This window comes from uncultured Sphingomonas sp. (assembly GCF_964243315.1).
Lineage (GTDB): Bacteria > Pseudomonadota > Alphaproteobacteria > Sphingomonadales > Sphingomonadaceae > Sphingomonas.
On the sequence record NZ_CAXTEM010000002.1, the window covers coordinates 174,064 to 186,389 of the forward strand.

Annotated in this window: 16 protein-coding genes; 6 read left to right on the forward strand and 10 right to left on the reverse strand. The window is 68.0% G+C overall.

What is annotated here, in order from left to right:
- On the reverse strand, window positions 1-477 hold the full coding sequence (folK, locus tag ACFE77_RS01500) for a 2-amino-4-hydroxy-6-hydroxymethyldihydropteridine diphosphokinase (RefSeq protein ID WP_375419844.1): 477 nt from the start codon (window positions 475-477) through the stop codon (window positions 1-3).
- Between the two features lie 22 nt (window positions 478-499).
- Between folK and ACFE77_RS01505 the strand changes: the two genes are divergently transcribed.
- A complete protein-coding gene (locus tag ACFE77_RS01505; RefSeq protein ID WP_375419845.1) occupies window positions 500-1,204 on the forward strand; it encodes a uracil-DNA glycosylase in 705 nt (234 codons plus the stop codon).
- A 75-nt stretch (window positions 1,205-1,279) separates the two neighbouring features.
- Here ACFE77_RS01505 and aguB read toward each other — a convergent pair whose 3' ends face one another.
- The 4 genes from aguB to rpsD form a co-directional block, all read right to left on the reverse strand.
- Window positions 1,280-2,128: an N-carbamoylputrescine amidase gene (gene aguB / locus ACFE77_RS01510; RefSeq protein ID WP_375419846.1), complete on the reverse strand. Its 849-nt coding sequence runs from the start codon at window positions 2,126-2,128 to the stop codon at window positions 1,280-1,282.
- A 31-nt stretch (window positions 2,129-2,159) separates the two neighbouring features.
- The gene (locus ACFE77_RS01515) at window positions 2,160-3,128 is read right to left on the reverse strand and encodes an agmatine deiminase family protein (RefSeq protein WP_375419847.1); all 969 of its coding nucleotides are present in this window, start codon (window positions 3,126-3,128) and stop codon (window positions 2,160-2,162) included.
- Window positions 3,125-4,756: a M28 family metallopeptidase gene (locus ACFE77_RS01520; protein WP_375419848.1), complete on the reverse strand. Its 1,632-nt coding sequence runs from the start codon at window positions 4,754-4,756 to the stop codon at window positions 3,125-3,127. Before ACFE77_RS01520 ends, ACFE77_RS01515 begins: the two co-directional genes overlap by 4 nt.
- Window positions 4,757-4,867: 111 nt before the next feature.
- A complete protein-coding gene (gene rpsD, locus ACFE77_RS01525; RefSeq protein WP_375419849.1) occupies window positions 4,868-5,482 on the reverse strand; it encodes a 30S ribosomal protein S4 in 615 nt (204 codons plus the stop codon).
- A gap of 178 nt (window positions 5,483-5,660) precedes the next feature.
- Here rpsD and ACFE77_RS01530 point away from each other — a divergent pair, with 178 nt between their 5' ends.
- Window positions 5,661-5,969, forward strand: coding sequence for a chorismate mutase (locus ACFE77_RS01530; RefSeq protein ID WP_375419850.1), 309 nt, complete (start codon window positions 5,661-5,663; stop codon window positions 5,967-5,969).
- Window positions 5,970-6,088: 119 nt separating this feature from the next.
- Here the strand turns inward: ACFE77_RS01530 and ACFE77_RS01535 are convergent, their stop codons facing one another.
- From ACFE77_RS01535 to rpiB, 5 genes are all read right to left on the reverse strand, one after another.
- Complete coding sequence (locus ACFE77_RS01535) at window positions 6,089-7,153, reverse strand: TrmH family RNA methyltransferase (protein WP_375419851.1); 1,065 nt, start codon at window positions 7,151-7,153, stop codon at window positions 6,089-6,091.
- 161 nt (window positions 7,154-7,314) lie between these two features.
- On the reverse strand, window positions 7,315-7,773 hold the full coding sequence (gene nrdR, locus ACFE77_RS01540; RefSeq protein ID WP_375419852.1) for a transcriptional regulator NrdR: 459 nt from the start codon (window positions 7,771-7,773) through the stop codon (window positions 7,315-7,317).
- Complete coding sequence (locus ACFE77_RS01545; protein ID WP_375419853.1) at window positions 7,774-7,953, reverse strand: hypothetical protein; 180 nt, start codon at window positions 7,951-7,953, stop codon at window positions 7,774-7,776. It lies immediately after the preceding gene.
- Between the two features lie 4 nt (window positions 7,954-7,957).
- The gene (gene glyA / locus ACFE77_RS01550) at window positions 7,958-9,268 is read right to left on the reverse strand and encodes a serine hydroxymethyltransferase (protein ID WP_375419854.1); all 1,311 of its coding nucleotides are present in this window, start codon (window positions 9,266-9,268) and stop codon (window positions 7,958-7,960) included.
- Window positions 9,265-9,705, reverse strand: coding sequence for a ribose 5-phosphate isomerase B (rpiB, locus tag ACFE77_RS01555; RefSeq protein WP_375419855.1), 441 nt, complete (start codon window positions 9,703-9,705; stop codon window positions 9,265-9,267). Before rpiB ends, glyA begins: the two co-directional genes overlap by 4 nt.
- A gap of 131 nt (window positions 9,706-9,836) precedes the next feature.
- Between rpiB and ACFE77_RS01560 the strand changes: the two genes are divergently transcribed.
- The 4 genes from ACFE77_RS01560 (at window position 9,837) to ACFE77_RS01575 (ending at window position 12,296) form a co-directional block, all read left to right on the forward strand.
- A complete protein-coding gene (locus ACFE77_RS01560) occupies window positions 9,837-10,232 on the forward strand; it encodes a hypothetical protein (protein ID WP_375419856.1) in 396 nt (131 codons plus the stop codon).
- A gap of 22 nt (window positions 10,233-10,254) precedes the next feature.
- Window positions 10,255-10,827 carry a sigma-70 family RNA polymerase sigma factor gene (locus ACFE77_RS01565; protein ID WP_375419857.1) on the forward strand — a complete coding sequence of 191 codons (573 nt, stop codon included), beginning with the start codon at window positions 10,255-10,257 and terminating at the stop codon, window positions 10,825-10,827.
- Window positions 10,817-11,527 (forward strand): anti-sigma factor domain-containing protein, encoded by a 711-nt coding sequence (locus tag ACFE77_RS01570; RefSeq protein WP_375419858.1) that lies wholly within the window; start codon window positions 10,817-10,819, stop codon window positions 11,525-11,527. The genes ACFE77_RS01565 and ACFE77_RS01570 overlap by 11 nt, the downstream gene beginning before the upstream one ends.
- 217 nt (window positions 11,528-11,744) lie before the next feature.
- Complete coding sequence (locus ACFE77_RS01575; RefSeq protein ID WP_375419859.1) at window positions 11,745-12,296, forward strand: Uma2 family endonuclease; 552 nt, start codon at window positions 11,745-11,747, stop codon at window positions 12,294-12,296.
- Window positions 12,297-12,326 lie beyond the last annotated feature (30 nt).

Here is a 12,326-nt window from a genome sequence, read left to right on the forward strand (position 1 = left end):
CTAGGGGCGGGCGCGCGGGCGGTCAACCAGATGCGCCAAATGACGCACGCGCCGCCCGGTCTGCGCATCGCGCCAGTCGCCCGCGATCACGGCCAGCGGGGCGAGCACGAAGCGCCGTTCGCGGAAGGCGCGGTGGGGCACCGTCAAGGTCCGTTGCTGCCAGTGCCCGCCCGACCACAGGACGATGTCCAGATCGAGGATCCGCGCGCCCCACGCCCGGCCGCTCCGACGACCGAAGCGGCGCTCGATCGCCTTCAGCCGCCGCAGCAGCGCGGGCGGATCGTCCGTGACACGCACCAGCACGACGGTGTTCGCGAACCGGCGCAGCGACGGCCCCAGCGGTGCGCTCGCGATCGTCGGGGCGACCGCGATTACGCCGGGCAGCGCCGCCACCGCCGCGGCGACCGTCCGCGCGGGCGGACCGTGGCGCCCGTAGCGGTTCGATCCGATCGCGATCGCATAGGTTGTCGGCGCCATCGCCGCGGCTTACCGCACCGCGATGACGAACGCACCCGGCCCGATCCCGCATACCGAGCCGCCGCACGATTGCCCGCGCTGCCCGCGTCTGGTCGCACTGCGCGAGGCGTGCCGCAGGGAGCAGCCCGGCTGGTGGAACGCGCCCGTTCCCGCGTTCGGCGATCCCGACGCGTGGCTCGCAATCGTCGGGCTCGCGCCGGGCAAGCACGGCGCCAACCGCACCGGCCGCGCCTTCACCGGCGATGCGGCGGGCACGATGCTGTTCGCCGCGCTAGCCCGTCACGGGCTGTGTTCGGGCACCGACAGCGGCACACCGGACGACGATCTCGCGCTTCACGGCGCGATCATCCTCAACGCGGTCAAATGCCTGCCGCCGCAGAACAAGCCGACGCCCGAGGAGGTCCGCACCTGTCGGCCGTTCCTGTCGGATCAGGCCGCGGCGCTCCCCAAAGCGCGAATCTTCGTCGCGCTCGGCCAAGTCGCGCACCAGTCCTGCGTCAAGATCCTCGGCGGGCGGCTACCGAAGGCACCCTTCGCGCATATGGCGGAACACCGCGTGCCCGACGGCCGCATCCTGATCGACAGCTATCATTGCTCGCGTCTCAACCAGAATACCGGCCGGCTGACGCCCGAGATGTTCGACGCGGTCTTCGCGCGGGCGCTGTCGTTGCGCGGGAGCCCCAAACCGTCGGTCATCCCCGAGGAGGCGGGGATCCAGACTGGCTAGCCTCCGGGTTCATTCAGCATGCTTCGCCGATGGATGTCCGCCTCCGCGGACCCGACGAAGAAGATGAGCCGAGGCTCAGCGATCCTCCACCAGCCGCCCGTACAGGTCCGGACGCCGGTCGCGGAAGAAGCCGAACGCCGCGCGGTGGCGCTTTACCCGCGCCAGGTCGATCGTGGCGACGACCACGCCCTCCTCGTCGCGGCCCAGTTCGGCAAGGATGTCGCCGCGCTCGTCGGCGATGAAGCTGGTTCCGTAGAAGGTCTGACCATGCTCGACCCCGATCCGGTTCGCGGCTACGATCGGCACCACGTTCGAAACCGCATGCCCGACCATCGCCCGGCGCCACAGCCGCGCGGTGTCGAGCGAGGTGTCGTGGGGCTCGCTGCCGATCGCGGTCGGGTAGAACAGCAGTTCGGCGCCCATCAACATCATCGCGCGCGCGGTCTCGGGATACCATTGGTCCCAGCACACCCCGACGCCGAGCGTCCCAGCGGCGTGCGGCCACACCTTGAAGCCGGTGTTGCCGGGGCGGAAATAGAATTTTTCCTCGTAACCCGGCCCGTCGGGAATGTGGCTCTTGCGATACACGCCCTGGATCTCGCCATCGGGGCCGATCATCGCGAGGCTGTTGTAATGGTGCGGCCCGTCCGCCTCGAAGAAGCTGGTCGGGATCGTCACCTTCAGCGCCTCGGCGAGCGCCTGCATCGCGAGCACGGCCTTGTGTTCGCCGACCGGCGCCGCGTTGGCGAAGAGCGATTCGTCCTCCACCCGGCAGAAATACTCGCCCTCGAACAATTCGGGCGGCAGGATCACCTGCGCGCCCTGCCCCGCGGCCTCGTGGACCAGCCGCGAGACGTTGGCGATGTTGGCGTCAATATCGGGGGTGAACGCCAGCTGCAGCGCGGCGACGGTGATCTCGGTCATGCCCGCGCCATAGCCCCGCCGCGCGCGAAGATCAGCCCGGTATCTGCTGGCTGATGCAATGGAAGCTGCCGCCGCCGGTCAGGATCGAATCGGCGCGGAGACCCACCGCCGTGCGGGTCGGGAACAGCGCCTGCACCGCCGCCACCGCCGCATCGTCGTTCGCCGCGCCATAGACCGGCACCACCACCGCGGCATTGCCGATGTAGAAGTTCATGTAGCTCGCCGGCACGATCTGTTCGTCGCGCAGCACGCGGCCGGGCGACGGGATCGCCACGACCTCCAGCCCCGCGGCCTCGGCATCGCGCCTCGCATGCTGGTAGACTTGCCAGTTCGGATCGTTCTCCGCCGCTTCAGGAATCGCGACGCGGCCTTCGCCGACGAACCGCGCGAGATTGTCGACATGGCCGTCGGTGTGATCGTTGAGCAGCCCCTCGCCGAGCCAGACGACCCGCGTGAAGCCGAGATCCTCCGCTAGATGCGCCTCGATCTCCGCTTTGCTCATTCCCGGGTTGCGGTTGTGGTTCAGCAGGCATTGCTCGGTGGTGATCACCGTCCCGGTGCCGTCACCGTCGATCGCGCCGCCTTCCAGCACCCAGTCGCGCGCCTCGAATTGCCGCCCGCGCCCCTCCGCCAGGCGACGCGCGATCGTGTCGTCGCCGGGCAGGTCGTATTTCCCGCCCCAGCCGTTAAACGCGAAGCCCTTCGCCCGATTTCGCGGGAGCAGGATCGGGCCGGTATCGCGCAGCCAGATATCCCCGAACGGCTCGACCACGATCTCCGCGAAGGGCGCCATCGCCGCGGCGGCGGACGCCGCCTCGCCGTCCGCGGCGACGAGCAACACCTTCTCGCCGCGCCCGCCCGCATGAACCGAAGCGGCGAACGCGACGACCTCGTCACGCGCGGGTGCCAGATCGTCGAGCCACAGTTCCTTGTGGCTCGGGAAACCGATCCAGACAGCGTCGTGACGCGCCCATTCGGCGGCGGGACAGGCCATCGTCATTTGCCGGCGCGGGACTTGTCGCGGATCGCACGGAATTCGGCGGTCGGATACCAGTTGGGCCAGCGATCGGTGGTCGCGAGCAGATGCCCCAGCCCCCCATAGATGGCGAGGTCGGACAGCGCGCCGTCCCAGTTCCACGCCGCGTCATATTCGTCCTGCGGCTTGTGGTAGCGGTTGACGACATAATCCTCCGATGCCGCGTGCCCCGCCGCGCTACCGCCGACGACCAGATCCTCGCCGCTCTCGCCGTACAGCATCGGCACGCCGAGCCGGGCCATGCTGAAATGGTCCGACCGGTAATAGGAGCCCTTCTCCGGCGATGGCTCGATGCCGATCACGCGCCCCTGCGCGGCCACCAGCGGCTTCACCAGATCCTCGAGCTCGGACTTGCCGGCGCCGACCAGGACGAAGTCCTTGGCCTTGCCGACCACGTTCAGCCCATCCATGTTGACCCCGCCGACGGTCTGCGCGAGCGGATAGATCGGGTTTTCGGCATAGAATTTGGAGCCGATCAGCCCCGATTCCTCCGCCGTCACCGCGAGGAACACCTGGCTCCGCGGCGTGGCCCCCGCCTTCACCGCGCTCTCGGCAAGCGCGATCAGCCCGGCGACCCCGCTCGCATTGTCGACCGCACCGTTGCAGATGTCGTCGCCCTTCACCGCGTCGCAGCGGCCGAGATGATCCCAGTGCGCCGAGTACAGGACATATTCGTCGGCATGGCTGGTGCCGGGAAGGATGCCGACCACGTTCTTCGACGCCTGGCGCCGGATCGTATTGGTGAAGCTGACGCTCGCCTTCAATCCCAGCGGCACCGCCTTGAAGCCCTTGACCGCCGCCGCGGCCGACAGTTTGGCGAGATCCTGCCCCGCGCTCGCGAACAGCGCCTGCGCGGCGGGGTTCTGGATCCAGCCGACCACCTGCGACTGGTCCATATGCCCGCCCGGCGTGTCCTGTTGCAGCTGCGGCCCGGTCCAGGACGACTGCACCACGCCCCAGCCATAGGCGGCGGGTTCGGTATCGTGGACGATGATCGCGGCGGCGGCACCCTGCCGTGCTGCTTCCTCGAACTTGTAGGTCCAGCGCCCGTAATAGGTCATCGCGCGGCCGCCGAACGGCCCGGTCGCGCCGGTCTCGCGCCAGTCCGGGTCGTTGACCAGGATGACCACCGTCTTCCCCTTCACGTCGATCCCGGCATAGTCGTTCCAGCCGCGCTCGGGCGCGTTGATGCCATAGCCGACGAACACCATGTCGCTGTTGGTCACCTCGATCTTGGGGACGACGCGGTAGGTGCCGAGCACCATGTCGGTTCGGTAGGCGAGCTCGATCGGGGTCTTGCCCCCGGTGAAGCGGACCGGGCTGACGTTCCCGGCGGTGGTTTCTACCATCGGCACGTCCTGGAACCAGCCGCCCTTGTTGCCGGGCTTCAGGCCCGCCGCCTTCATCCGCTCCACGATGTACGCGACGGTCTTCGTCTCCCCAGGCGTCGTCGGCGCCCGGCCCTCATACTCGTCCGACGACAGCGTCTTGGTCACCGTCTTCAGCGTATCGACCGAGACGGCGGGGACCTGCGCGGTCTGGGCGGTCGCGGCGGCGGATGCGAGCAACAGGGGCAGGAAGATCGTGCGCATGGGGACTAGGCTCCTTTGCCCGGCGTTCTGGCGGGCGGAACGCGCCTTGTCCAAACGAAAAAGGGCGGCCCCGCAGGACCGCCCCCTTCTCAATCGCCGCAGCGACGATGATCAGCGCGAGTAGAACTCGACGACCAGGTTCGGCTCCATCTTCACCGGATACGGCACCTCGTCGAGCGACGGGATACGGGTGAAGGTCACCTTGGCGGTGCCGTCGGGCGCGACGTAATCGGGGATCTCGCGCTCGGCGAGGCTCTGCGCCTCCATAACCAGCGCCATTTCCTGCGCCTTCTTGCCCAGCGTCACCTCGTCGCCGACGAAGCAGCGGCGCGATGCAATGTTGCACTTGGTGCCGTTGACGCGGACGTGACCGTGGCTGACCAGCTGGCGTGCCGCCCAGATCGTCGGCGCGTACTTGGCGCGGTAGACGATCATGTCGAGACGCTGCTCGAGCAGGCCGATCAGGTTCTGGCCGGTGTCGCCCTTCATCCGGGCGGCCTCGGTGTAGCAGGCGCGGAACTGCTTCTCGGTCACGTCGCCATAATAGCCCTTCAGCTTCTGCTTGGCGCGCAGCTGGATGCCGAAATCGGAGACCTTGCCCTTGCGGCGCTGGCCGTGCTGGCCGGGGCCGTACTCACGCTTGTTGACCGGGCTCTTCGGGCGACCCCAGATGTTCTCGCCCATCCGGCGGTCGAGCTTGTGCTTGGCGCTATGGCGCTTCGACATATGTATTCCTTGCAATATCGAACAACGTTGGTCCCGGTATCGCTCTACTTGCTCCATGAGGAGGGCAGGGCCGCCGCTTCACCGGGGTGCGGAGCCATTGCGAAGGCGGGCGCCTACGCGCGGGGCGGCCTCAAGTCAAGCTGGACAGCGCGGGAGGACGCCGCCAGAGGCTGCCGCCATGACCATCCTTCCCGGACCAGACTGCACCACCATGGCCGAGGTCCGCGCCGGCGTCGACCAAGTCGACCGCGACCTGATCGCGCTCCTCGCGCGCCGCTTCGCGTACATGGACGCCGCGGCACGCATCAAGCCGTCCCGCGACGCGGTCCGCGACGAGGCCCGCAAGGCCGCGGTTGTGGGCAATGCGCGCGCGGCGGCGGTGGAAGCGGGGCTGCCAGCGGACGACATCGCGGCGCTCTGGGACACCCTGGTGGAAGCGTCGATCGCGTATGAGATGCGGGCGTTCGACCAACACCGTTCGTCCTGAGTAGCCGCTGAGCGAAGCCGAAGCAGCGTATCGAAGGACCGCCCCGCTTGTGGCGATGTCCTTCGATACGGGTCTTCGCCAGGCTCAGCCCCTACTCAGGACGAACGGAACAGGCGTGCCTAATCCTTCGCCCGCTTGCGCCCGCCAAGCGCCGACAACACCCCGCGAAAAGTCCGCACCTCCTGCGCCGACCAGCCCGGCTTGGTCAGCATCGTCCGCAGCGTCCGCCGCGTCACCGGGGTCCGATCCGGCGGGTAGAAGAAATGCGCCGCGACCAGCATCGCGTCGAGCTGCGCGATCATCCCGTCCAGCTCTTCCTGCGGCGCCGGCTCCGGGATCGGCACCTCGGGCGGCTGCGCCAGTCCCATCCCCTTCGACCATTCATACGCCACCAGGATCACCGCCTGGGCGAGGTTCAGCGATCCGAATTCAGCGTTGATCGGCACGGTGATGATCGTCCGCGCGATCGCGACGTCGTCGGTCTCCAGCCCCGACCGCTCCGGCCCGAACAGGATCGCAGACCGCCCCGGCCCCGCATGAATGGCGGTCGCCGCCGCTTCCGGCGTCACCACCGGCTTGGTCACCCCGCGCTTGCGCACCGTCGTCGCATAGACATGCGCACAATCCGCCACCGCCGCCTCGACGCTATCGAAGACCTGCGCGCGCTCGAGCACCACGTCCGCCCCGCTCGCCGCCGGCCCCGCAGCGGGGTTTGGCCACCCGTCGCGCGGCGTCACCAGCCGCATGTCCGTCAGCCCGAAATTGAGCATCGCCCGCGCCGCCTTGCCGATATTCTCGCCGAGCTGCGGGCGGACGAGGACGATGACGGGAGGTGGGATTTTCACGTCGGCCACCTCTACCCCGTTCGTCCTGAGTAGGGGCTGAGCCTGGCGAAGACCCGTATCGAAGGACTTGCGTTCCAGTTCGCGCACCGCATCCCACTCGCCGTTCGCCAACGCCTGCTTCTTCGCACGTGTCCAGCCCTTGATCTGCCGCTCGGCCTCGATCGCCTCCGCCCGCGATGGAAAGTCCTGGCTCCAGATCAGCGTTATCGGCCGACGCTTCTGCGTATAGCCCTCGATGGCTCCGAGCTGATGCTGGCCGATCCGCTGTTCGAGATTGTCGGTATGGCCGATGTAGTAGCTGTCGTCGGCACAGCGCAGCATATAGGCATGAAAGCTCAAACCAACCGATCCTTCGATACGCGTCTTCGACTTCGCTCAGCCGCTACTCAGGACGAACGGCGTTGGACGTACAAGCCGGCTCGCACACCAACTACTTGCCGTTTGTCCTGAGTAGGGGTCGAGCCTGGCGAAGACCCGTATCGAACGACCTCGCCAGTCCCCTACCCCTTCACCTCGTTCACCGCCCCCGCAAATTCCTCGAAATCGCGCGCTTCGCTGAAATCGCGGTACACGCTCGCGAAGCGGATATACGCCACCGAATCCAGAGCCTTCAGCCCGTCCATCACCAGCTCGCCGATCCGCTTCGACGTCACCTCGCTGTCGCCCAGCGTCTCGAGCTGGCGCTGGATGCCGCTCACCAGCTTCTCCAGCCGCAGCGCGTCGATCGGGCGTTTGCGCGCCGCGATTGAGACCGACCGCAGCAGCTTGTCGCGGTCGAACGGCTCGCGGCGCTCCTCGCTCTTCAGCACCGTCAGTTCGCGCAGCTGGATCCGTTCGAACGTCGTGAACCGCGCCGCGCAGCCCTCGCACTGACGGCGACGGCGGATCGCCGCCCCGTCTTCGGTGGGGCGGCTGTCCTTTACTTGGCTGTCGTCATGCGCGCAGAACGGGCAACGCATTCAGACGCCGCGCTTCTTCGCTTTGAAATAGGCATAGCCCATCCCCGCGGCCGCACCGATCACCGGCCCGACGATCGGCAGCGGAATCGCGACCACGAAGCCCAGCGCACCCCATTTCGCCATGCTCTTGCCGAGGCCCGGGGTGGTCTTCACTTCGTTGCGGAGATCGTCGAACGCCATGGTCTCATCCTTCGTAGATCGGGAAGCGCGCGCACAGATCGCGCACCCGCTGACGAACGCTCGCCTCGACCTGCGGGTCCCCATGCTCGCCCTTTGCCGCCAGCCCGTCGAGCACGTCGGCGACCATGTTGCCGATCTCGCGGAATTCGGCGGGACCGAAGCCGCGGGTGGTGCCGGCCGGGCTGCCCACGCGGATGCCGCTGGTCTTTACCGGCGGCAGCGGATCGTTGGGGATGCCGTTCTTGTTGCAGGTGATGCCTGCCCGCTCCAGCGCCTCGTCCGCATCCTTGCCGGTGATGCCGAGCGGGGTCAGGTCCACCAGCGCCAGATGCGTGTCGGTGCCGCCCGCGACGAGGTTGCTGCCGCGCTCCTGCAGCGTCGCCGCGAGCACCTTGGCGTTCTCGACCACCGCCGCGATGTAGCTCTTAAAATCGGGCTGCAGCGCCTCGCCGAACGCCACCGCCTTGGCCGCGATCACGTGCATCAGCGGCCCGCCCTGCAGCCCCGGGAACACCGCCGAGTTGAGCTTCTTCGCCAGCGCCTCGTCGTTGGTCATGATCATGCCGCCGCGCGGGCCACGCAGCGTCTTGTGCGTCGTCGTCGTCACCACATGCGCGTGGCCGAACGGCGTCGGGTGCAGCCCCGCCGCGACGATCCCCGCGAAATGCGCCATGTCGACCATGAAATACGCCCCGACCTTGTCCGCGATGGCGCGAAAACGGGCGAAATCGATCGCTCGCGGATAGGCCGATCCGCCCGCGATGATCAGCTTAGGCTGGTGCTCGACCGCCAGCGCCTCGACCTGGTCGTAATCGATCAGGTGGGTGACCGGATCGACGCCGTACTGCACCGCGTTGAACCACTTGCCCGACATCGCCGCGCGCGCACCGTGCGTCAGGTGACCACCCGCGTCGAGGCTCATGCCCAGGATCGTCTCGCCGGGCTTGACCAGCGCCAGCATCACCGCGCCATTGGCCTGCGCGCCCGAATGCGGCTGGACGTTGACGAAGCCGCAGCCGAACAGCTGCTTAGCGCGATCGATCGCGAGTTGCTCGACCTCGTCCGACGGCGCGCAGCCCTGATAATAGCGCTTGCCCGGATAGCCTTCGGCATATTTGTTGGTGAAGACGGACCCTTGCGCCTCCAGCACCGCGCGCGAGACGATGTTCTCGCTCGCGATCAGCTCGATCTGGGTGCGTTCGCGATCAAGCTCGTGCGCGACGCCGGCGAAGATCGCCGGGTCCGCATCGGCAAGGCCGCGGGTGAAGAAACCGTCCGGCTGGACGTCGTGCAGGTCGCGGGGCTGGGTGCTCATACGGGCTCCTTTGCGGAAAGCTTGTCGACACGGGCGGCGTGGCGGCCACCCTCGAACTCATGGGACAGGAACGCCTCGACACAGGCCTTGGCCATTTCTTCGCCGATCATGCGCGCACCGAGCGCGATCGCATTGGCGTCGTTATGCGTCCGCGCGAACCGGGCGGACAGCGGCTCCGACACCAGCGCGCACCGGCAGGCCGGGTTGCGGTTCGCCGCGATCGCGATGCCGATCCCCGATCCGCACAGCGCGATGCCCCGTTCGGCGCGCCCGTCCGCCAGCGCATCGGCGATCGCATAGCCGTAATCGGGATAGTCGACGCTCGCCGTACCGTCGGTGCCGAGATCGAGCACGTCGTGACCCGCCTCGCGCAGCCACGGCACGAGCAGCGACTTCAGCGATACGGCAGCGTGGTCGGAGGCGATGGCGATGCGCATCGGCGGCGTCCTGTCGGCAGCGAAAAGGATGCGCGCCCTCTACGCGCGGACGCCGCCGATTGCCACACCCGGTGCGCGCGAAGACGAGGAAACTTGTTGACCGGGCCCGCTGCGGGTCGGACAAACCGGCTATGTCGATCAGCCACCCCACCACGCCGCTGCTGCTGCTGGCCACCCTCGCACTCGCAGGCTGCGACCGCGCCGAGGCACCGGCCCCGACGGTCGCCAACACCGCTGCTGTGATGGAAACGGACGAAATGATCGGGCGCTGGGTCGGAGTCGAGGGCTTGGTCCTCGACGTCGCGGCTGCCGGTGCGCCCGGTCGCTATACGCTGACGATGCAATGGGACCTCGATCATCGCGGCCGCTTCGACGGGACCGCGCGGGGCGACACCATCGTCTTCACTCGTGATGGCGTTCAGGAGACGCTGCGCCCCACGGATGGCGCGGCGACCGGCCTCAAATATCTGGCCGACAAGAAACGCTGCCTTACCGTAAAGGCCGGTGAGGGCTATTGCCGCGCGTAAATCACGCGCTAGGGTTGCGGCCATGACAGCAACGCTTTCGGACGCCGACAATGCCCGGGCGCGTCTCGCCGAAATCCTGATCCGCACCGGATCGGAAGATCGCGCCGCCTTCCGCGATCTATACGCGCTGACCAGTGCGAAGCTATTTGGCATCTGCCTGCGTATCTGTGGCGAAAGGCAGGCCGCAGAGGATGTACTCCACGACGTCTACATCACCATCTGGAAACGCGCCGGCGCCTGGGAGCCCGGTCGCGCCAGCCCGATCACCTGGCTCGCGACCATCGCGCGCAACCGTGCGATCGACTGGCGCCGCGCCCAGACGGTCCGCCGCGCCAGCCCGATCGACGACGCCCCCGACATCGCCGACGATGCGCCCGACGCCGAATCCAGCCTGTTGTCGGACGAGGCTGCGCACCGCCTGCACCACTGCCTCGACGAGCTCGAGGTTCGCCAGCGGACGGCGATCCGCACCGCCTTCTTCGACGGCGTTACCTATGCCGAACTCGCCGACCGCAGCAACGTGCCGTTGGGCACGATGAAGAGCTGGGTGAGACGCGGCCTCGGTCGGTTGAAGGATTGCCTCAATGCCGACTGATTTCGACGAACCCGCCGACGACATGATGGCGGCCGAACTCGCGCTCGGGCTGCTGGAGGGCGACGAGCGTGCGGTCGCGTTGCGGCGGATGCTCGCCGACCCCGCCTTCGCGCGCGAGGTCGAGACGTGGCGCCTCCATTTCGCACAATTGTTCGATCTGTGGCCTGGGGTCGAAGCGCCCGAGGGTCTGATCGAGCGGATCGACGCGACGCTCGGCGGTCCCGGCACCGATCGCCGCCCGTCACGGCTGCCCTGGCCGCTGCTGGCGATCGCCAGCTCGGCGCTGGCCGCGTGCCTGCTCGTCATCGTCGCGATCCGTCCAGACCCCGCACCGGTGGTCTTCACCCCCGCGCCTGCGCCGGTGGAGCGCACCGGGCCGGTGCTGGTGGCCTCGCTCGATTACGAGAAGACGCCCATCGCGTCCTTCTACGACCCCTCGCGAGGCTCCCTCCGCGTCGCCGCGTCGCCCGACATCGCCGCGAACCGTGTGGCGGAGTTGTGGGTGATCGGCGCCGACGGCGTGCCGCACTCGCTCGGCCTGCTGACCCGCACCGCCACCGCGCTGACCATCCCGGCGGCGAACCGTGCCCGCTTGGCGGCGGGGGCCGTCCTCGCCATCTCCGTCGAACCGCTCGGCGGCTCGCCTACCGGACTGCCGACCGGACCTGTGGTGGCGAAGGGTGCGCTGTCGAGCGTATAGGGCGCTGCCTCCAGCGGAGAGGCCCCTCCACCACTCGCTAGCGCGAGCGGTCCGCCTCTACCGCAAAGCGGGAGAGGTGGCAGCCGCTAGGCTGAGGGAGGGGCAGGTAAGCGCGGGAGCCCTCGATCGGCCCGCCCACGGCACATGACGCCCCTTCCTGCGTTAGGTATATACCACGAGTCGCGCCCATCCAGCGCGTCGCTTAAAGGTTAATGCCATGAACAAGCCCTTCCAGCTTGCCGACACCTCGACCAAGGCCGCCTTCACGACCGCCGAATATCTCCGGATGGGCGAAGCGGGTGCCTTCGACGACATGAAGATCGAGCTGGTCGACGGAGAACTCGAGCGCATGATGTCGCCTATGAGCGGGCACGCCGGCAAACAGGCGATGCTGGTCGGCCTGTTGTTTCAGGTCGCGGATCGCGGCCTCGTACTGGGTGAGGTGGGTATCGACTTCGGAGACGATACCGTGCTCGCCTGTGACGCCGCCGTGCTTCGCGCGCCGATTGGCGAAGATCGGCTGCTTTCGCCGGGCGACGTTCAGCTCGTTGTCGAGGTCGCGCAAACAACCTTGTCGCGTGATCAGGGATCGAAGCGCGTCCGCTATGCGGCGGCGGGCATCCCGGAATATTGGGTGGTCGATGGCGACCGTGCGGTGGTGCATGTCTACCGCGAGCCGGTCGAGGGCGATTATGCGCTGATCTCCACCGTGCGCTTCGGCGAGCCCTTGGCAGTGCCCGGCACCGCGGCGACGATCACCGTCTCGTGACCGACCTCGACGACGGCGGCCGGCCGCGCG